Source organism: Saccharopolyspora aridisoli (assembly GCF_004348445.1).
GTDB classification, from domain to species: Bacteria; Actinomycetota; Actinomycetes; order Mycobacteriales; family Pseudonocardiaceae; genus Saccharopolyspora; species Saccharopolyspora aridisoli.
Map to the genome: position 1 here is coordinate 253405 of NZ_SMKV01000001.1, position 19318 is coordinate 272722.

The window sequence follows — 19318 nt, forward strand, 5'->3', positions numbered from 1 at the left end:
GATTACTGCTTCCGGCGGTGCTGAGCAGCCGAGTTCGTGCTACTTCGAGTGGAAGAGGGCTTCGAAGAAGGTGGTGAGCGCGCCCATGACGGTGGTCACCGCGCCGATGATGGTGGTGACCGCGTTGCGGACCGCCTCAGCGGCCGAGATGGGGTCGCGCACGAGCAGGGAGCCGCACACCAGCACCACGAGAATCACGATCACGGTCACGGCTTTGCGGTTCATGCGATCAGCCTCCGTCGGTCCGCCCGGCGCCGCAGGAACCCTACCCTGCACACCCGCCCCAGCCGTCACACGACGGGAACACGCGTGTCACGTCTTGGGACGGTGTTCCACGGCCGCGTCGGGGTGTCGTCAGGCCTCCTTGACCGCGGAGATGTCGAGCTCGACGGTGATCTTCTCGCCGACCACCCCAGACGCCGGTCCCAGCGCTGCGTTCCAGGTCAGGCCCCAGTCCTCGCGGTTGACCTGCAGCCCGCCCTCGACGCGACGCGGACGGCGCCGAACGGGTCCTGGCCTGGCCGGTGCAATCCAGGTCGAACTCCACCGGCTTGGTGTTGCCCTTGATCGTGAGATCACCGGTGACGTGGAACGTGTTCTCGCCCTGAGTCCGCACCCCGGTGGAGGTGAACACGATCTCCGGGTGGTTGTCGAGGTCGAAGCGGTCACCATCGCGTGTCGGGCGACGAATCCCAGCCGGGAGTGCACCGGGTCGATGGTGTGGTCGCCGGTGAGCCTTCCGAGGTCGGTGGCTTTGCTCATGGGTGGTCGCTCCCTGGTGTTCCCACGGGGGCGGACACCACCGACCACGCCGCAGGAGGACAACCACGGGTGGGCTCCGCAGCCCGTCCCTGGAACGGGTGAGCGCCGGGTCGGGTGGTGACCGCGTGTCGGCGCTGGCAGGCTGCACGCGTGCAGGACAAGATCAGTGACGGCCGTTCGATCCGACGCTGGCGGCGTCGGCTCGCCGACGAGCGGGAAGAGGCTCGTGTCTACCGGAGCCTGGCCGCCCGTCGCAGCGGCGAGGAGCGGGAAATCCTGCTCGGTCTCGCCGAGGCCGAGGAGCGCCACGCCCGCTACTGGGAGGACCTGCTCGGCGACGAGATCGGCCGGCAGCGGCGCGGGCAGTTCCGGATGCGCGTCCTGGTCGTCCTGGCGCGCCGCTTCGGTTCGGTGTTCGTCCTGGCCCTGGCCCAGCGAGCCGAAAGCCGCTCGCCGTACCACTACGACCAGGACGTGCCTGCTTCGATGGCGGCCGATGAGCGGATCCACGAGGAGGTCGTGCGCGCTCTGGCCGCGCGCGGCCGCGCCCGGGTGTCGGGGTCGTTCCGCGCGGCGGTCTTCGGCGCCAACGACGGCCTGGTCAGCAACCTCGCGCTGGTCCTGGGCGTGATCGGCGGCAACCTGTCTTCCGAGGTCGTGCTGCTGACCGGGTTCGCGGGCCTGCTGGCGGGAGCTCTGTCGATGGGTGCGGGCGAGTACATCTCGGTCCGCTCCCAGCGCGAGCTCCTCGCCGCGGCCACCCCGGACCCGCAGGCGCGCGCGGTCGTCCCGCACCTCGACGTCGACGCCAACGAGCTCGCCCTGGTCTACCGGGCCAGGGGAATGGACGAGGCGGAGGCGCAGCGCCGCGCCTCCGCCCTGCTGCGGCAGTTGCGGTCGACGTTGCCGCACGCCCACCAGGAATCCGACGCCACCCCCGAGACCGACGGAGGCGCGGAGGCGTCGTCGGAGACCTCCGACGACCACGAGGTGGTCGGCTCGGGTGCGAAGGCGGCGGTGTCGAGCTTCGCGTTCTTCGCCTCCGGTGCGCTGATCCCGGTCCTGCCCTTCGCCGTGGGCCTGACCGGAGTGGTGGCGATCGTGGCCTCGGTCGTGCTGGTGGGGCTCGCGCTGATGCTCACCGGCGCTACGGTCGGCGTTCTCTCCGGAGCCGCCCCGCTGCCCCGAGCGCTTCGGCAACTGGCCATCGGCCTGGGCGCCGCAGCGGTCACCTACCTTCTCGGCGTCCTGTTCGGAGCCACCGTCGGCTGATCGACGCGGGTGCCGTGAAGGGTGGCGGCTGCTGGATCGTGCCGGTATGTGGCGACTCCAGCGATGGTGAGCGCGTCGACCACGACCGGAAGCGGTCAGCGGTCCAGGCGGGACATCCCGTCCGGGTGGTAGCGCTCGCCCGCGGCGGTGCCGGGCGGGAACTGCTCGGACAGCTCCGCGGCGAGCTCCGGGTTGAGCCTGACGTGGGCCGCCTCGACGTTGGCCTGGACGCGCCCGATGCGGCGGCTGCCCGGGATCGGCAGGACGTCCTCGCCCTGGGCCAGCAACCACGCCAGCGCCAACTGCGCCGGAGTGATCCCGAGGCGGTCCGCGTGCTCGCGCAGCGGCCGGGTCAGCTCGATGTTGCGCTGCAGGCTCTCCTCCTGGAACCGCGGGTAGCGCTTCTCGCGGACCTCCAGGTTCTCCACGTCGGAGGCGCTGGTGAACGATCCGGTGAGCACCCCGCGTCCCAGCGGGGAGTAGGCCACCAGGCTCACGCCCAGCTCGCGGGTCGCGGGCAGCAGCTCGGCCTCCGGGTCGCGGGTGAACAGCGAGTACTCCTGCTGCACCGCGGTGATCGGGTGGACCTGGTGCGCGCGGCGCAACGTCGCGGCGCTGATCTCCGAGAGCCCGATGTGGCCGATCTTGCCCTCGGCGACCAGCTCCGCCATCGCGCCGACGGTCTCCTCGATGGGCGTGGTGCGGTCCAGCCGGTGCAGGTAGTAGAGGTCGATGTGGTCGGTGCCCAGCCGGGAAAGGCTGGCCTCCGCGGCCTGGCGGACGTACTCGGGCTTGCCTCCGCCGGTCTCCTTGTTGGCGCCGAACTTGGTGGCCAGCACGACTTCGTCGCGGCGTTCGGCCAGCAGTCCGCTGATGAGCTGCTCGTTGTGGCCCTCGCCGTAGACGTCGGCGGTGTCGAGGAAGTTCACACCGAGGTCGAGCATCTCGTTCAGCAGCTTCGCCGATTCGGCGTCGTCGGCGGTGCCGTAGACGCCGGACAGGCCCATCGCGCCGTAACCTATGGCGCTGACCTCGGGCCCGTTGCGGCCGAGTCGGCGACGTGGGGGAGTGTCGGACACGGATCTCTCCTGATCGCGTAGGTGGTGGTCGTGGCCAGCCTAGCCCCAGTAGTTAGCAGGACTCACAACCTGGGACGCGGTGTCACAGCTCGAAGTCGGCGCGGCGCTCGGCGGGAACCAGGTCGACGTAGTCGGGGTGCTTGGCGATCCAGCCGCGCACGTACGGGCAGAACGGCAGCACCGCCAGCTCGCGTCCCCGGGCCTCCTCCAGCGCGGCGCGCACCAGCTTGCTCGCCAGGCCCTGACCGCTGAAGCCGTCGTCGATCTCGGTGTGGGTGAAGGAGATCTGCCCGGTCTTGAGCTTGTACTCGGCGAAGCCCGCCAGCTCTCCGTCGACGCGGATCTCGAACCGGTTGGCGTCGGGGTCGTCCTTGATCTCGGGCTCGGTGCTCACCGCTGCTCTCCCGTCATTGGATGATGGTTCAACAATCGATTGTGCATGCTCGAGCCCGCTGGAGGAGGCTGAGGACGTGAGCAATGTCGAGAACGACCCCGACGAGCTGCGCTGCGGAGGCGTGATCACCGCTGCTCCGGAACCCGAACTGCTGCGACCGCGCGAGGTTCCGCTCGGCGGTCCGCGCGCGATGCTGGTCGGCCGGACGCTGCCCAACCGCGACCGCCGGATGGTCGGGGCCTGGTGCTTCGCCGACTTCTACGGACCGGCGGACATCTCAGGTCAGGCCGGGATGCAGGTCCCGCCGCACCCGCACACCGGCTTGCAGACCGTCAGCTGGCTCTTCGACGGGCAGGTCCTGCACCGCGACAGCCTCGGCAACAGCCAGCTCGTCGAGCCGGGCCAGCTGAACCTGATGACCGCCGGCCGAGGCATCTCGCACTCCGAGGAGTCCCCGGCGGATCACTCGGCGATCCTGCACGGAGTGCAGCTGTGGGTGGCGCTGCCCGCCCAGGAGCGGGGAGTGGACCCGCACTTCGAGCACCACGTCGACCTGCCGGTGATCACCACCCCGGAGGGCTCGGTGATGGTGCTGATCGGCTCGCTGCTCGGGGCAACCTCGCCGGCCAAGGCCTACACCCCGCTGGTCGGCGCGGAGCTGACCATCAACTCCGGTGCGACCATGCGCATCCCGGTCGAGCAGGACTTCGAGCACGCGGTGCTGGCGCTGTCGGACCTGGCGGTCGACGGCCGCGAGGTGCGCACCGGCGACATGCTCTACGTGGGGCAGGGCGGCGGCGACGTGACGATCGAGGCAGCCGGACCCGGGCGGGCGATGTTGCTCGGCGGTGTGCCGTTCGAGGAAGAGATCGTCATGTGGTGGAACTTCGTCGGCCGCACCCACGACGAGGTCGCACGGGCCAGGTCCGAGTGGGAGCACGGCCGCGGAACACCCGACGAGCCAGGACGTTTCGGTGTCGTGCACGGGGACGCCGCCGCGCTGGCGGCACCGGAGATGCCCCACGTCGCGCTGCGGGCGCGCGGCCGCGTCCGACGAACTTGATCAGCCCCCGGCGAACGGCTGGTGCCGCGGCGTAGAGTCCCGGGAAAGTGTTCTGGTGAAAGGAGCAGTTGAATGAGCAAGGGCCTGGAGATCCGCCTCGCGTCCCGTCCGCAGGGGTTGCCGACGATGGACAACTTCGACTTCGTCGAGGTGGAGGCTCCGCAGCCGGGTGCAGGCGAAGTGCTGGTCCGCAACTTGGTGATGAGCGTCGACCCGTACATGCGGGGCCGGATGAACGAGGGCAAGTCCTACGTGCCGCCCTTCGAGGTCGGCGAGGCCCTCCAGGGCGGTGCCGTCGGTGAGGTCGTGAGCAGCAACGCCGACGGTTACCAGACCGGTGATCTCGTGCTGCACATGCTGGGCTGGCGGGACTACGCGGTCGTGCCCGTCAAGCACGCCACCAAGGTCGACGCGAGCGTCGCACCGCCGAGCGCCTACCTCTACGTGCTCGGCATGCCCGGCATGACCGCCTACGCGGGTCTCGTCGAGGTCGCCGAGCAGGAGGAGGGCGATGTCGTGTTCGTCTCCGGCGCGGCGGGTGCTGTCGGTTCGCTGGCCGGCCAGATCGCCAAGCTGCGCGGCGCCAAGAAGGTCATCGGCAGCGCCGGTTCCCCGGAGAAGGTCAAGTACCTGCTGGACGAGGTCGGCTTCGACGCGGCGTTCGACTACCACGACGGACCCGTCCGCAAGCAGCTCAAGGAAGCCGCGCCCGAGGGCATCGACGTGTACTTCGACAACGTCGGCGGTGAGCACCTCGAGGCAGCGATCTCCGCGTTCAACGACTTCGGCCGCGCCGCCGAGTGCGGGATGATCTCGCAGTACAACAACGAGACCCCGCAGCCCGGGCCGCGCAACATGATGATGATCGTGCAGAAGCGCCTGAAGCTGCGAGGCTTCATCGTCGGGGATCACGGCCACCTCAAGGACGCGTTCGTCAACGAGGTCGGTGGCTGGCTGGCCGAGGGCAAGATCAAGTACCGCGAGACGGTCGTGGAGGGCCTGCGCAACGCTCCCGACGCGTTCCTGGGCCTGATGCGCGGTGACAACACCGGCAAGATGCTGGTGAAGATCGCCTGATCAGCTCACTGGGCGGGGTGGTTGCGCAGCCACTCCGCCCAGGTGGTCCGGCCGTGCCGGTCGTTCGGGCACGTCCAGTCCGATGCGATGCGCCGCAGGCGCTGGGGAGCCGGAAGGTTGAGCACGCGCGGCTTCGTCCCGCGCGCCTCCCGCCAGGCCGTCAGCGCCTGCTCCAGCGTGAGCACCTCGGGACCGCCGAAGTCCGGACGCCGCCCCGATGGCCCTTCGGTCACACATCCCACGAGGTGGTCGGCGAAATCGCGCTCGTCGACCGGCTGCGTGCGCAGCTCGCCCGGCAGCGGGATGACGGGAAGCCGAGCGGCGCGACCGAACATCCGGTCCAGCAGCCAGTGGAACTGGGTGGCCCGCGCGATCGACCACGGCACTTCGGAGACGCTGACCAGCTCCTCGGCGGTGTGCTTGAGCCGCAGGTAGGGCAGCGCCGGTCGGTCGATGCCGACGATCGAGACGTGGATTAGATGATCGACGCCCGCGGCCGTGGCGGCGTCGATCAGTCGCGAGGTTCCGTCGACGTCGACGTCCGGTGGGCTGCGCCAGAAGTCCACCGGCAGCAGGTATCCGCGCTGCGCGCCCGGGGACCAGGTCGCCGCGTGCACCACGGTGCTCGCTCCGGCGACGAGCTCCTCGATGCCCGTGCCGACGGCCAGATCCCCGGGCACCCACTCGACGTCGGCATCAGTTCCCGGGTGGCGGGTGAGCACCCGAACCCGGTGCGTCGGTTTGAGCAGGCGAACCAGTTGACGTCCCAGATGACCGGTGCCACCGGTGATCGCGACCGTTTCCATGGGCCCGCACCTCCCGGGACCGACGATCCCACTGGTGCGCGACCTCCGCGAGCGGCGTCAGCTCCCCAGCAGCGGGCCGGTGAGGCCGTCGACCACGCCTCCGACCAGTGGCAGCAGACCCGGCTTCGGCTCAGACGTCGTGCTGGGCTGCGTCGGTTCCGAGGTCTGGCTCGGCTCAGAAGACTGGGTCGGTGGGGAGGTCTGGGTCGACTCCGAGGTTCCAGTGGGTTCGGAGGTCGGCGTCGGCTCGCTGGTCGCCGACGGGGTGCTCGTCGGTTCGGTCGTGGTCGACGGCGCGTAGCTGCGCGTGGTGGTCTCCTCCGGAGCCTCCGAGGTCGGCACGGCGGTCTGCGGTCCCGCCATCGCCGGTGCGGTCGGTGCGGGCGGCGGAACGACCGGGGGAGTGCCGAGGCCTGACTCGGGCCGCATCAACTGCGGCAGGTACTGACGGGACGGTGCGGAGGCCTGGGCCCGCGCGGCGTTGGCCGGCTCCGGCATCGCGACCTCGTCCGCGCGCGTCTGCGAGTAGTGCGCGCTGGTGGCGGCGATGACGGCGAGCACCGCCGCCGTCGTGTACCCGAGCACCGGTGCGGTGTACCGCCACGCAGCGCCACGCCGGTGGCGTCCTCGCCCGGATCGCGCCAACGACGACCTGACCACTGCCACTCACCCCACTGCCGGTTGATCCATTCCGTCCAAAGACTCTCATCCGAACGAGTGAGAGTCGATCGAACCTTACGTCACCAGCTCGCCCGTTCGCCAGCTCCCCTGAATCCTCCCGGACGCGGAACCATGCGCTCTTTCCTCCGGCTGGCGGGTGTTCGCCGAAGAGGAAGGGCGAGCGGTGTTCGGGGCGCTATGTTGCCGTCGAGCCGAACGAGAGGTACGACGTGAAGCTGCTCGACGACGTGCGTGACGTGCTGCCCACCGACCGCGACGCGGCCACCCTGGTCGGCCGCGTGCACGACCCGCAGGAGGCCGGCCCGTCCGTGGTCGCCGTTCGCGGCGACGAGCTGGTCGACATCACCGGCGCGGTCCCGACGCTGACCGACCTGCTGGAGCACCGCGATCCCGTCGCGCTCGCCCGCAGCGCCGCACCGCGCAAGAGCTGGCCGCTGACGAGCGTGCTCGCCGCGACGGTCGACGGCGGGCCGGGGCCGAGGTTGCTGGCACCGGCCGACCTGCAGGTGCTCAAGGCGGCCGGGGTCACCTTCGTCAAGAGCATGCTGGAGCGGGTCATCGAGGAACGTGCCGCGGGCGACGTGACCCGCTCGGCGGAGATCCGCGAGCAGGTGGAGTCCGCGATCGGCGGCACCCTCGCCGCGATCCGGCCGGGCTCGGAGGAGGCCCGCGCGGTCAAGGAAGTGCTGGTGCGCGACGGACTCTGGTCGCAGTACCTGGAGGTCGGGCTCGGCCCGGACCCGGAGATCTTCACCAAGGCGCCGCTGCTGGCGGCCGTGGGCGCGGGCGCCGAGATCGGCATCGCGGAGGGCTCGGACTGGAACAACCCGGAACCCGAGGTGGCGCTGGCGATCCGCAGCGACGGCCGGATCGTGGCCGCGACATTGGGCAACGACGTCAACCTGCGCGACGTCGAGGGCCGCAGCGCGCTCCTGCTGCCCAAGGCCAAGGACAACAACGCCTCCGCATCGCTGGGGCCGTTGCTGCGCCTGTTCGACGACGGGTTCGGCCTCGACGACGTGCGGAACCTCGACGTGCGGCTGGAAGTGCGGGGTGAGGACGGCTTCGTCCTCGACGGGCACAGCTCGATGCGGGAGATCAGCCGAGACCCCGAGGAGCTGGCCGCGTCCGCGCTGGGACCGCACCACCAGTACCCGGACGGCCTGATCCTCTACACCGGAACCCTCTTCGCCCCCACCGAGGATCGCGGCGCGCTCGGCAAGGGCTTCACCCACCAGGTCGGCGATGTGGTGCGGATTTCCACCCCGAAGCTCGGCACCCTCGCCAACCGGGTCAACCGCAGCGAGCGGTGTCCGCAGTGGACCTTCGGCGTGCGCTCCCTGCTCGCCAACCTGGTCCACCGCGGACTGCTCTGACCCCCGGGAAGCACCGCCGGCCTGCGAAGGAGGCCGGCGGTCTCGCTCAGTTGTGGTCGGACAGGCGCGCGCTGCGCTTCACCTGCGCGGCCACATCGCGGAGCCCCCGCCGGGTGCTCATCGACCCGGTGCCGTCCAGCGCGTCGGTGAACATCACGAATCCCAGAACCAGAACCAGCAGCATTGCCACGACGACGACGAACACTTTTCCTCCCCTTTCCGATTGCGGTATCGAGCTCCCGCAATCCCTCGTTACCCGTGGGACGCGCTTCACTCGCAAGCGTGGCGTTGAATCACCCAAATGTGACGCAGATCGCCGTCGGCGGTGGCGTCAGGTCGTTCGCCCGGCAACGGCTGCATAGGATCGGTGCCGAGGGCCGAACGGACGGTCCCCAAGCGCTGCGACGAGGACTAACCTGGAGCCATGGCGACCACCCGGCCCGCGCCGTCATCACGACCCAACCCGGCGCAATGGGCCTGGTACGCCTTCGGCGGCAAGCTGCCGGACCGGTGCGCCGAGTGGGTGCTGCACGACGTCACCTGCCGCACCTGGGTGTTGCGGCACCTCGCCCGCGCCCTGACCCAGCTCGCCCCGTTGTGCGCCGTGCTGATGCTGCTGCCCGGTCCGATGTGGATCCGGTTGAGCTCGCTGGCCCTCGGACTGCTGGTCGGGCTCTTCTACTCGGTCTGCTACATGGGCGAGACCGGTGAGCATCGCGCCATCAAGCATGGCTTCCCTCCCGGCGTCGCCCGCGACACCCGCGCCATGCGCCGCGATGTCGACCGCGCCAACAAGCACGGCGTCGGCTACCGCCCCTGGTGGGAGTGACCGGGTTCCTCCCGAGGGGGAGGGCACAACTCGTCACATTGCGTGATCGCGCAGTCATTGCGGGTGTTCACCTGTGGGCCTACGTTCGGTCTCATCCGCCCGAGATCCGGCGGGAAAGGCCGAGCGGGAGGGGCCTCGTCGATGCCCAACGTCGTTCGCGCAGCAATCGTGCAGGCCAAGTGGACCGGTGACACCGCGAGCATGGTCGATGCGCACGAGCAGCGCGCCAGAGCCGCAGCCGCGCAGGGGGCGCGGATCATCGGCTTCCAGGAAGTGTTCAACGCGCCCTACTTCTGCCAGGTCCAGGAGGACGAGCACCACCGCTGGGCGGAGGCGGTGCCGGACGGCCCGACCGTGCAGCGCATGTGCGCGCTCGCTCGCGAGCTGTCGATGGTCGTCGTCGTGCCGGTCTTCGAGGTCGACGGGCCCGGCTTCCGCTACAACACCGCCGCGGTGATCGACGCGGATGGCACCTACCTCGGCAAGTACCGCAAGCACCACCTGCCGCACCTGCCCGGGTTCTGGGAGAAGTTCTACTTCCGGCCCGGCAACCTCGGCTGGCCGGTCTTCGACACCGCGGTCGGACGCGTCGGGGTCTACATCTGCTACGACCGGCACTTCCCGGAGGGCTGGCGAGCACTGGGTCTGGCGGGTGCCCAGATCGTCTACAACCCGTCGGCCACCAGCCGGGGCCTGTCCTCCTACCTGTGGAAGCTCGAACAACCGGCCGCAGCCGTGGCCAACGAGTACTTCGTGGCCGCCATCAACCGCGTCGGCGTCGAGGAGTACGGCGACAACGACTTCTACGGCACCAGCTACTTCGTCGACCCCTACGGCCAGTTCGTCGGTGACCCGGCCAGCGATAACGACGAAGAGCTGCTGGTCCGCGACCTGGACCTGGACGTCGTCGAGGAGGTCCGCCGCAAGTGGGCCTTCTACCGCGACCGCCGCCCCGACGCCTACGGCCCGCTGACCCAGCCCTGAAGGAGCCCGCGATGCGCAGAACCGCCATCCGCGGTGGACTGGTGATCACCGCGACCGAGGAGATCGAAGCCGACGTCCTGGTCGAGGACGACGCGATCGCCGCCATCGCCGCACCCGGCGTAGCGCGGGACTGGACCGCCGACGCGGTGCTCGACGCCACCGGCCACTACGTCATCCCCGGCGGTGTGGACGCCCACACGCACATGGAGATGCCCTTCGGCGGCACCTACGCCGCCGACACCTTCGAGACCGGCACCCGCGCCGCGGCGTGGGGCGGCACGACCACCATCATCGACTTCGCCATCCAGCCCGTCGGCCGCACGCTGCGCGAAGGCGTGGAGGCGTGGCACGCCAGGGCCGACGACAACTGCGCCATCGATTACGGCTTCCACGGCATCCTCTCCGACGTCGGCGACGGCGTGCTCAAGGAGATGGACGCGCTGGTGGCGGAGGGCATCACCAGCTTCAAGATGTTCATGGCCTACCCGGGCGTGTTCTACAGCGACGACGGGCAGATCCTGCGCGCCATGCAGCAGGCCGCCGACAACGGCGCGCTGATCATGATGCACGCCGAGAACGGCATCGCCATCGACGTCCTGGTCCGCCAGGCGCTCGACGCCGGGCACACCGATCCGGTGTACCACGGCCGCGTCCGCCACCCGCTGCTGGAAGCCGAGGCGACGCACCGCGCCATCCAGCTGTCCAAAGTGGCCGGTTCGCCGCTGTACGTGGTGCACGTGTCGGCCACCGAGGCGGTCGCCGAGATCACCAGGGCCCGCCACGAGGGTTTCACCGTCTTCGGTGAGACCTGCCCGCAGTACCTGTTCCTGACCGTCGACGAACTCGCCGCGCCCGGGTTCGAAGGCGCCAAGTACGTGTGCTCCACACCCCTTCGCCCGGCTGAGCACCAGGCGTCGCTGTGGCGGGCGCTGCGCACCGACGACCTGTCGGTGGTCTCCACCGACCACTGTCCGTTCTGCTTCGCCGACCAGAAGGAGCTAGGGCGCGACGACTTCTCCAAGATCCCCAACGGCATCCCGGGCGTGGAGAACCGCCTCGACCTGCTGCACGACGCCGTGGTCGCGGGCCGGATCAGCCGCCGCCGGTGGGTCGAACTGGTCAGCACCTCCCCGGCTCGGATGTTCGGGCTGCACCCGCGCAAGGGCACCATCGCCCCGGGCGCCGACGCCGACATCGTCATCTACGACCCCGGCTTCGAGCAGGTGCTCTCGGCCGAGACCCACCACATGAACGTGGACTACAACGCCTACGAGGGCAGGAAGATCACGGGCCGGGTGCGCACGGTGCTGTCCCGGGGCGAGGTCATCCTGCACGACGGCGAGTACCACGGCCGGCCCGGCAGGGGCCGGTTCCTGCGCCGTGAATCCTGCGGATACCTGAGCTGAGGAGCGCGGCCATGGAGTTCGGACTCGTGCTGCAGACCGACCCGCCCGCATCGGTGCTCGTCGACCGGATGCGCCAGGCGGAGGAACTGGGGTTCGCCCACGGCTGGACGTTCGACTCCTGCGTGCTGTGGCAGGAGCCGTTCGTCATCTACAGCCGGGTGCTCGCCGCCACTCGGCGGTTGCGCGTCGGAACGATGGTGACCAACCCCAGCACCCGGGACTGGACGGTGACCGCGTCGCTGTTCGCCACCCTCAACGACATGTTCGGGCCGCGCACCGTTTGCGGCATCGGCCGCGGTGATTCCGCGGTGCGCGTCACCGGCGGAAAACCCGCCACCCTGGCCACTCTCGGCAAGGCGATGGGAGTGATCAGGGACCTCGCTGAAGGTCGCGAAGCCTTGGTGAACGACACTCCGGTCCGGCTTCCGTGGGTCCGCGAGGGTCGACTGCCGGTGTGGATGGGCGCCTACGGGCCGAGAGCCCTGGAACTGGCCGGGCGCCAGGCAGACGGGTTCATCCTGCAACTCGCCGACCCGTACTTGACCCGGTGGATGGTCGAGCACGTCCGCGACGCGGCGGAGCGGGCGGGACGAGAGCCGGGGGAGGTCACGGTGTGCGTCGCGGCTCCGGCCTACGTCGGTGGCGACCTCGCGCACGCGCGCGAGCAGTGCCGGTGGTTCGGCGGCATGGTCGGCAACCACGTCGCCGACCTCGTCGCCCGCTACGGCGACGCCGGGCAGGCCGTACCAGCTGCGCTCACCGACTACGTCAAGAACCGCGGTGGCTACGACTACTCGCACCACGGCCGGGCGAGCAACCAGAGCACCGAGTTCGTTCCCGACGAGATCGTCGATCGGTTCTGCCTGCTCGGACCGGCCGACGCGCACGTGGATCGGCTCGCCGAGCTCCGCGAGATCGGCGTGGACCAGTTCGCCGTCTACGCCATGCACGACGCGATCGACGACACCGTGCGCGCCTACGGCGAGGAGATCATCCCGCTCCTCGCCTGATGTGATCCGCGTGGTTCCGCAGGCTGCGGCGGTCGTCACACGGGTGCCGGTTTGTAGAGTTCCGCTCGATCTAGCGGTCCCGCGCAGCGGGTGGAACAGGAAGGCTCGCATGCGGCAAGGACTGGGCTCCAAGCTGGGCATCGGCTGGCGACTGCACGGCGACGGAGGGACGCCGCAACCCGGTGAAGCCGTCGCACCGGACGAACGGCTCTCGTGGGGCCGGACGATCGGGCTCGGTGCTCAGCACGTGGTGGCGATGTTCGGAGCCACCTTCGTCTTCCCGGTCCTGATGGGACTGGACCCGAACCTGGCGATCATGGTTTCGGGAGTGGCGACGATCCTGTTCCTGCTCATCGTGCAGGGCAAGATCCCCAGCTACCTCGGCTCCAGCGCCTCGTTCGTCGGGGCAGTGACCGTCATCCGCGCCGGCGGCGGGGACAGCTCGGCGGTCACAGGCGCGATCCTGGTCTGCGCGCTCGTGCTGGGTGCGGTCGGGTTGATCGTGCACTTCGCGGGGACGGCGGCGATCCACCGGATGCTGCCGCCGGCGGTCTCAGGCGCGGTGGTCATGCTGATCGGCTTCAACCTCGCGCCCGTGGTCGCCGAGACCTACTGGCCGCAGGACCAGTGGGTCGCGCTGATCACCATGGTGATCGTGCTCGCGGCCAGCGTGCTGCTGAGCGGGTTCTGGGGGCGCATCGCGGTCTTCCTCGGCCTCGCCGGCGGGTACGCGTTGTCGTGGGCGTTCGACGTGGCCTTCGGCCCGATCACCGCGCCGGACGCTGACGGCAACGTCAGCACCCACCCGAGGCTGGACCTCAGCGGTGTGGCCGACGCGCCCTGGTTCGGGCTGCCGCAGTTCCACGCGCCCTCGTTCGACCTGGCCGCGATCATCGTCGTGCTCCCGGCCGTCATCGCGCTCATCGCCGAGAACACCGGGCACGTCAAGGCCGTGGAGCAGATGACCGGCAGCGAGCTCGACGGCAGCCTCGGCCGCGCGATCTTCGCCGATGGGTTCGCCAGCGCGCTGTCCAGCGCCGTCGGCGGCCCGCCGACCACCACCTACGCGGAGAACATCGGCGTCATGGCCGCCACCCGCGTGTACTCGACCGCCGCGTACTGGGTGGCCGCGATCGTGGCCATCGCCTTCGGGTTGTGCCCGAAGTTCGGCGCGGTCATCGCCGCCACACCGGGTGGGGTGCTCGGCGGTATCACCGTGGTGCTCTACGGCATGATCGGCCTGCTCGGCGCCAAGATCTGGGTGGCGAACCGGGTGGACTTCGCCGACCCGGTCAACCTGCTGCCGCTGGCCGCCGGACTGGTCACCGGCATCGGCGGGGTGTCGTTGCAGATCACCCCGTCGTTCGAGTTCAGCGGCATCGCCTTGGGCACGGTGGTGACGCTGATCGGCCACCACCTGCTGCGCATGAGCATGGCCCGCAGGAGCTAGACGTCCACCTCCGGGGTGCGGACCACGACCTCCTGCGCGGAGATCGGGCGGCCGGGCAGCGGACGGCTGTTGTCCGCGCGCAACCCGTCGAGCAGCACCGCGATGTAGCGGGCCGGGGCCACGGTGCGCAGCTCCTCGGGCAGCGCTTGCACGCCCTGCAGCGCCAGCGAGCTCAGCACGGCGATGTCGCCGGTGCTGATGTCGGCGCGCAGCGTCCCGTCGGCCTGGGCCCGCTTCACCAGGTCGTCGACCAGCGCCATGAACTCGTTGTTCACGGCCTCGGTGTTGGGGTCTGCGTTGATGAGCGCCCGCGCCCTGGAGGACAGGACCGTCAACCGGACCACGGTGCGCAGCGCCATGCCGCGGTGCAGGATCTGGCTGAGCGCACGCCACGCATCGGGCTCCTGCTCGATGGTCGCGCGGGTGTCTTCCAGCACAGAGCTGAACGCGTCGTGGGCGACGGCCCGGATCAGCGAGTCCCGATCGGGGAAGCGGCGGTAGAGGGTGCCGACACCGACACCGGCGGCTCGGGCGACTTCCTCCATGGGTACCTCGGTACCGCGTTCGGTGAACACGGCCTGGGCGGCGGTGATGATCCGGTCCCGGTTTCGGCGTGCGTCTGCGCGCAGTCGCGGCGTCGTTTCGGTGGTCATGATCCTCGATTCGGCCCTGTTGTGCTTCGCGCGGATTGTCGCATGCCGGGTACTCCGTTAAGAGGAAGAGCGGCGTCCATTTTGATTCGCGAGGCGAACGATCGCACTACCTGCGACTTTCACACGAACGTGGCTGACTTGGTGGCTGTGGCGGTCGACTGTTCGAGTGTCGTGCACATTACATCTGCCTGGTTTGGGAAGTCCCGAAACACAGCCGTAAGATTGGTCCGTACCGGGTTATAACCCAAACCTCCTTCCGATCGACCCGCCTGGGCGGGTATGTGCGTGCGCGCGTTCGGAAGGCGGGGCGGACAGTGGAAGGGAGGCAAGTGAGTGGCAACGGTGTGGATGGCCCTGGCGGCCGAGGCGATCGTTCTTCTGGGTGCGGCCGGAGCGCTGACCAGCTGGGTCAGGCGTTCGGACGAGACCCCGGACCGGGTCATCGAGCCCACCGGGCAGACCGCCTGAGGTAAGCGCGCGCACGGGCTTGATCCCACTCGGGACAAGCCCGTGAGGCTTTTCAATCGTTCTTGGAACGCACTTCGTTACAGGTTCCGGCGCAATTCCGCGCCCCTTTTCCGCGACCGGTCGAGCACCTCCCGGTGAATTGCGGAATTCCTGATCTTCCTCCTCGCGTCCCGTGGTGTGCGGCACTGCTGTGCGCCCGGTCGCAGATCGCCCGATAGGCTGGTGAGCACCAACGACCGGCTACACCGATCGGGAAGGCATCCGTGACCTCTCCACACACGCCCAGCAGCCCGGACACCCCGACGACGCCCGTTGCGGGGCCGGGGAGCGGACGAGGGGGCGCGTCGGTGCTGCAGAACTACCGGACCTTCCTGCAGCGCGCGGTGAGCAAACCCGGCCAGGTCGGTGCCGTCGCACCCAGCTCGCCGCACCTGGCTCGCGAGATCGCCTCGGTGGTGCCGCGCACCGGCAGTCCCGTGGTCGTCGAGCTCGGCCCCGGCACGGGTGCCTTGAGCTCGGCCATCGCCAACCGGCTTCCCGCGGGCGGTCGGCACGTGGCGATCGAACTGGACCCGGGCATGGTCGAACACCTCAACCGGGCACTTCCGTGGCTGGAGGTCGTTCAGGGAGACGCCTCGCACCTGGGAGCCCTGCTGTCGGCCGCAGGCATCGATCGGGTCGACGCCGTGGTCAGCGGCCTGCCGTGGTCGATCTTCCCGGCCAAGCTCCAGCACGACATCCTGCAGCAGGTCGGCTCGGTGCTCACCCCCGGCGGTGCCTTCACGACCTTCGCCTACCTGCACGCCCTGGGCATGTCCGGCGCCCGCCAGTTCCGTCGCCGCCTCGACGTCAGCTTCGACGAGGTCATCACCTCACGCACCGTCTGGCGCAACGTTCCCCCGGCAAGGACTTACGTCTGCCGCAGGCCGAACCTCCCCTGACCCACGTCAGGCAACCGGCGAAGCCGGTTTCTCTTCACCCCACCTAAGGCACTTGCGCCGCCGCGGGTTCTGACACGTCTTCTGGTGAGGACAGCCGACGTGTCGTGTATTGGCATACATAAGCCTCGGCTCCCGGAGCACGAAAGAACGGGCCCGACAGGAGCTTGTGACTCCAGCCGGGCCCGTTCTTCAATGTCCTGCCAGGATAAAGCAGGGGATCAGGAGCGGATCATCTTGCGGAGGACGTACTGCAGGATGCCGCCGTTGCGGTAGTAGTCGGCCTCACCGGGGGTGTCGATGCGGACCTTGGCGGCGAACTCCACCTGGGAGCCGTCGGCCTTGGTGGCGGTGACCTTCACCGTCTCCGGGGTGTCACCGTCGTTGAGCTTGGTGATGCCGGAGAAGTCGAAGGTCTCGGTGCCGTCCAGGCCCAGCGACTTCGCCGAGGAACCCTCCGGGAACTGCAGCGGGATGACGCCCATGCCGATGAGGTTCGAGCGGTGGATGCGCTCGAAGGACTCGGCGATGACGGCGCGCACGCCCAGCAGGCGGGTGCCCTTGGCGGCCCAGTCGCGCGACGAACCGGAGCCGTACTCCTTGCCGCCCAGCACGACCAGCGGGGTGTTCTGCGCGGCGTAGTTCTGCGCGGCGTCGTAGATGAACGCCTGCGGAGCGCCTTCCTGGGTGAAGTCCCGGGTGTAGCCGCCCTGCACGTCGTCCAGCAGCAGGTTGCGCAGCCGGATGTTGGCGAAGGTGCCGCGGATCATCACCTCGTGGTTGCCTCGGCGGGAACCGTAGGAGTTGAAGTCCTTGCGGTCGATGCCGTGGTCGGAGAGGTACTTTCCCGCGGGGGAGTCCGGCTTGATGGCACCGGCAGGGGAGATGTGGTCGGTGGTGACCGAGTCGCCCAGCATCGCCAGCACGCGGGCGCCGGAGATGTCGGTGATGGGAGCCGGGTCCATCTGCATGCCCTCGAAGTACGGGGGCTTGCGGACGTAGGTGCTCTGCTCGTCCCACTCGAAGGTCTCACCCTCCGGGGTGGGCAGGGCGCGCCAGCGCTCGTCGCCCTCGAACACGTCCTGGTAGGAGGACGTGAACATCTCGTTGGTGATCGCCGAGTCGATGGTCTGCTGGACCTCCTGCGGCGTCGGCCAGATGTCGCGGAGGTAGACCGGGTTGCCCTCGGTGTCGTTGCCCAGCGGGTCGTTCTCGAAGTCGAAGTCCATCGTGCCCGCGAGGGCGTAGGCGATGACCAGCGGCGGCGAGGCCAGGTAGTTCATCTTGACGTCGGGGTTGATCCGGCCTTCGAAGTTCCGGTTGCCCGACAGCACCGAGGTGACGCTGAGGTCGTTCTCCTGCACCGCGGCGGAGACGTCCTCCGGCAGCGGGCCGGAGTTGCCGATGCAGGTGGTGCAGCCGTAACCGACCAGGTGGAAGCCGAGCTTCTCCAGGTACGGCCAGAGGCCGGCCCTCTCGTAGTAGTCGGTGACGACCTGCGAGCCCGGGGCCATGGAGGTCTTCACCCACGGCTTGCGGGTCAGGCCCTTGTCGACGGCCTTCTGCGCGAGCAGCGCGGCACCCAGCATCACCGACGGGTTCGAGGTGTTGGTGCAGGAGGTGATCGAGGCGATCACCACGGCACCGTGGTCGAGCTCGAACTCGCCCAGCTCCTCGGAGGAGACCTTGACCGGCTTGGAGATCCGGCCGTTGGAGCCGTTGGCGGCCGAGATCAGCTCGGGCTGGGCGTGCGGGCTGATCGACGCCGGGTCGCTGGCGGGGAAGGACTCCTCGCCAGCCTCGTCCAAGGCCGCGTCATCGGTGGGCGCCGTGGCGTAGTCGGTGAGCGCGGCGCGGAAGGACTGCTTGGCCGCGGAGACCGCGATGCGGTCCTGCGGGCGCTTCGGGCCGGCGATCGAGGGGACGACGGTCGACAGGTCGAGCTCGAGGTACTCGGAGTACTCCGGCTCGTGGTCGGCGTCGTGCCACAAGCCCTGCTCCTTGGCGTAGGTCTCGACCAGGGCGACCTGGTCGGCCGGACGGCCGGTGAGCTTGAGGTAGCGGAGGGTCTCCTCGTCGATCGGGAAGATCGCCGCGGTGGAGCCGAACTCCGGACTCATGTTGCCGATGGTGGCGCGGTTGGCCAGCGGCACCGAGGCCACTCCGGACCCGTAGAACTCGACGAACTTGCCGACGACGCCGTGCTTGCGCAGCATCTCGGTGATCGTGAGGACCACGTCGGTCGCGGTGGCACCGGCCGGGATCTCACCGGTGAGCTTGAAGCCGACGACGCGCGGGATGAGCATCGACACGGGCTGGCCGAGCATCGCGGCTTCGGCCTCGATGCCGCCGACGCCCCAGCCCAGCACGCCCAGGCCGTTGACCATGGTGGTGTGCGAGTCGGTGCCGACGCAGGAGTCGGGGTAGGCCTGGCCGTTGCGCGACATCACGGTGCGGGCCAGGTGCTCGATGTTGACCTGGTGCACGATGCCGGTGCCCGGCGGGACGACCTTGAACTCGTCGAAGGCGCCCTGGCCCCAGCGCAGGAACTGGTAGCGCTCCTTGTTGCGGCTGTACTCGAACTCGACGTTGCGCTCGAAGGCGTCGGGCTGGCCGAACACGTCGATGATCACCGAGTGGTCGATGACCAGCTCGGCCGGCGCCAGCGGGTTGACCTTGGAGGTGTCACCGCCGAGGTCGGCGACGGCCTCACGCATGGTGGCGAGGTCAACGACGCAGGGCACGCCGGTGAAGTCCTGCATGATCACCCGGGCGGGGGTGAACTGGATCTCGGTGGCGGGTTCCGCCTTGGACTCCCAGCCGGCCAGCGCGCGCACGTGGTCGGCGGTGATGTTGGCACCGTCTTCGGTGCGCAGCAGGTTTTCCAGGAGGATCTTGAGGCTGTAGGGCAGCCGCTCGGCACCTTCGACGGCGCTGAGTCGGAACACCTCGTAAGAGGCGTCGCCGACGTTCAGCGTGCCGCGTGCGCCGAAGCTGTCCTTGCTCGCAGGTGCAGTCACGTTCAACTCCATCTCGCGACGGGCGCAAGTTCGGGAACGATTGCGAGTCT

The 19318-nt window shown here is 69.4% G+C and carries 20 protein-coding genes; 11 read left to right on the forward strand and 9 right to left on the reverse strand.

Translation table 11 applies throughout. The features are described from left to right. Positions 1-39 precede the first annotated feature (39 nt). On the reverse strand, positions 40-225 hold the full coding sequence (locus E1161_RS01190) for a hypothetical protein (protein WP_132618577.1): 186 nt from the start codon (positions 223-225) through the stop codon (positions 40-42). A 40-nt stretch (positions 226-265) separates the two neighbouring features. Further along, on the reverse strand, positions 266-910 hold the full coding sequence (locus tag E1161_RS28480) for a YceI family protein (protein ID WP_328591197.1): 645 nt from the start codon (positions 908-910) through the stop codon (positions 266-268). Positions 911-912: 2 nt separating this feature from the next. Between E1161_RS28480 and E1161_RS01200 the strand changes: the two genes are divergently transcribed. After that, entirely contained in the window at positions 913-2034 is a 1122-nt protein-coding gene (locus E1161_RS01200; protein WP_132618579.1) for a VIT1/CCC1 transporter family protein, read from the forward strand. Between the two features lie 95 nt (positions 2035-2129). Here the strand turns inward: E1161_RS01200 and E1161_RS01205 are convergent, their stop codons facing one another. After that, positions 2130-3113 (reverse strand): aldo/keto reductase, encoded by a 984-nt coding sequence (locus tag E1161_RS01205; protein WP_235874694.1) that lies wholly within the window; start codon positions 3111-3113, stop codon positions 2130-2132. A gap of 82 nt (positions 3114-3195) precedes the next feature. After that, positions 3196-3507, reverse strand: a complete 312-nt coding sequence (locus E1161_RS01210) for a GNAT family N-acetyltransferase (RefSeq protein WP_132618581.1) — start codon at positions 3505-3507, stop codon at positions 3196-3198. Positions 3508-3583: 76 nt separating this feature from the next. Between E1161_RS01210 and E1161_RS01215 the strand changes: the two genes are divergently transcribed. Together E1161_RS01215 and E1161_RS01220 are read left to right on the forward strand one after the other, a co-directional pair. Next, on the forward strand, positions 3584-4570 hold the full coding sequence (locus tag E1161_RS01215) for a pirin family protein (protein WP_132618583.1): 987 nt from the start codon (positions 3584-3586) through the stop codon (positions 4568-4570). 72 nt (positions 4571-4642) lie between these two features. Next, positions 4643-5647: an NADP-dependent oxidoreductase gene (locus E1161_RS01220; protein WP_132618585.1), complete on the forward strand. Its 1005-nt coding sequence runs from the start codon at positions 4643-4645 to the stop codon at positions 5645-5647. A gap of 5 nt (positions 5648-5652) precedes the next feature. Here E1161_RS01220 and E1161_RS01225 read toward each other — a convergent pair whose 3' ends face one another. Together E1161_RS01225 and E1161_RS01230 are read right to left on the reverse strand one after the other, a co-directional pair. Next, positions 5653-6453, reverse strand: a complete 801-nt coding sequence (locus E1161_RS01225) for an SDR family oxidoreductase (protein WP_132618587.1) — start codon at positions 6451-6453, stop codon at positions 5653-5655. 57 nt (positions 6454-6510) lie between these two features. Further along, positions 6511-7038, reverse strand: a complete 528-nt coding sequence (locus tag E1161_RS01230; RefSeq protein ID WP_132618589.1) for a hypothetical protein — start codon at positions 7036-7038, stop codon at positions 6511-6513. Between the two features lie 305 nt (positions 7039-7343). On the opposite strand from E1161_RS01230, the gene E1161_RS01235 reads away from it, so the two are divergent. Beyond that, entirely contained in the window at positions 7344-8510 is a 1167-nt protein-coding gene (locus E1161_RS01235) for a fumarylacetoacetate hydrolase family protein (protein WP_132618591.1), read from the forward strand. Positions 8511-8556: 46 nt separating this feature from the next. Here E1161_RS01235 and E1161_RS26970 read toward each other — a convergent pair whose 3' ends face one another. Further along, positions 8557-8715 (reverse strand): hypothetical protein, encoded by a 159-nt coding sequence (locus E1161_RS26970; protein WP_165939646.1) that lies wholly within the window; start codon positions 8713-8715, stop codon positions 8557-8559. Between the two features lie 219 nt (positions 8716-8934). Here E1161_RS26970 and E1161_RS01240 point away from each other — a divergent pair, with 219 nt between their 5' ends. From E1161_RS01240 to E1161_RS01260, 5 genes are all read left to right on the forward strand, one after another. After that, positions 8935-9339, forward strand: coding sequence for a DUF5313 family protein (locus E1161_RS01240; protein WP_132618593.1), 405 nt, complete (start codon positions 8935-8937; stop codon positions 9337-9339). A gap of 141 nt (positions 9340-9480) precedes the next feature. Next, positions 9481-10323, forward strand: a complete 843-nt coding sequence (locus E1161_RS01245) for a nitrilase-related carbon-nitrogen hydrolase (protein WP_132618595.1) — start codon at positions 9481-9483, stop codon at positions 10321-10323. A gap of 11 nt (positions 10324-10334) precedes the next feature. After that, positions 10335-11729 carry a dihydropyrimidinase gene (gene hydA, locus E1161_RS01250; RefSeq protein ID WP_132618597.1) on the forward strand — a complete coding sequence of 465 codons (1395 nt, stop codon included), beginning with the start codon at positions 10335-10337 and terminating at the stop codon, positions 11727-11729. An 11-nt stretch (positions 11730-11740) separates the two neighbouring features. Beyond that, positions 11741-12739 (forward strand): TIGR03842 family LLM class F420-dependent oxidoreductase, encoded by a 999-nt coding sequence (locus E1161_RS01255; RefSeq protein WP_132618599.1) that lies wholly within the window; start codon positions 11741-11743, stop codon positions 12737-12739. Positions 12740-12848: 109 nt separating this feature from the next. Beyond that, complete coding sequence (locus E1161_RS01260) at positions 12849-14189, forward strand: uracil-xanthine permease family protein (RefSeq protein WP_132618601.1); 1341 nt, start codon at positions 12849-12851, stop codon at positions 14187-14189. Here the strand turns inward: E1161_RS01260 and E1161_RS01265 are convergent. Continuing rightward, positions 14186-14842 carry a TetR/AcrR family transcriptional regulator gene (locus E1161_RS01265; protein ID WP_132618603.1) on the reverse strand — a complete coding sequence of 219 codons (657 nt, stop codon included), beginning with the start codon at positions 14840-14842 and terminating at the stop codon, positions 14186-14188. The two genes, E1161_RS01260 and E1161_RS01265, sit on opposite strands and share 4 nt — an antisense overlap. Before the next feature lie 333 nt (positions 14843-15175). Between E1161_RS01265 and E1161_RS28270 the strand changes: the two genes are divergently transcribed. Then, a complete protein-coding gene (locus E1161_RS28270) occupies positions 15176-15310 on the forward strand; it encodes a hypothetical protein (RefSeq protein WP_268951358.1) in 135 nt (44 codons plus the stop codon). Positions 15311-15657: 347 nt separating this feature from the next. Then, on the forward strand, positions 15658-16251 hold the full coding sequence (locus tag E1161_RS01270; protein ID WP_235874695.1) for a class I SAM-dependent methyltransferase: 594 nt from the start codon (positions 15658-15660) through the stop codon (positions 16249-16251). Between the two features lie 218 nt (positions 16252-16469). Here the strand turns inward: E1161_RS01270 and acnA are convergent, their stop codons facing one another. Beyond that, positions 16470-19268, reverse strand: a complete 2799-nt coding sequence (acnA, locus tag E1161_RS01275) for an aconitate hydratase AcnA (RefSeq protein ID WP_132618605.1) — start codon at positions 19266-19268, stop codon at positions 16470-16472. Positions 19269-19318: the final 50 nt, after the last annotated feature.

Bases quoted from the DNA above. Each gene is read 5' to 3' on its own strand.
- hydA (WP_132618597.1), top strand. From the start codon at position 10,335: ATGCGCAGAACCGCCATCCGCGGTGGACTGGTGATCACCGCGACCGAG.
- E1161_RS01260 (WP_132618601.1), top strand. From the start codon at position 12,849: ATGCGGCAAGGACTGGGCTCCAAGCTGGGCATCGGCTGGCGACTGCAC.
- E1161_RS01225 (WP_132618587.1), bottom strand. From the start codon at position 6,453: ATGGAAACGGTCGCGATCACCGGTGGCACCGGTCATCTGGGACGTCAA.
- E1161_RS01240 (WP_132618593.1), top strand. From the start codon at position 8,935: ATGGCGACCACCCGGCCCGCGCCGTCATCACGACCCAACCCGGCGCAA.
- E1161_RS01190 (WP_132618577.1), bottom strand. From the start codon at position 225: ATGAACCGCAAAGCCGTGACCGTGATCGTGATTCTCGTGGTGCTGGTG.
- E1161_RS01245 (WP_132618595.1), top strand. From the start codon at position 9,481: ATGCCCAACGTCGTTCGCGCAGCAATCGTGCAGGCCAAGTGGACCGGT.
- E1161_RS01255 (WP_132618599.1), top strand. From the start codon at position 11,741: ATGGAGTTCGGACTCGTGCTGCAGACCGACCCGCCCGCATCGGTGCTC.
- E1161_RS01220 (WP_132618585.1), top strand. From the start codon at position 4,643: ATGAGCAAGGGCCTGGAGATCCGCCTCGCGTCCCGTCCGCAGGGGTTG.
- E1161_RS01265 (WP_132618603.1), bottom strand. From the start codon at position 14,842: ATGACCACCGAAACGACGCCGCGACTGCGCGCAGACGCACGCCGAAAC.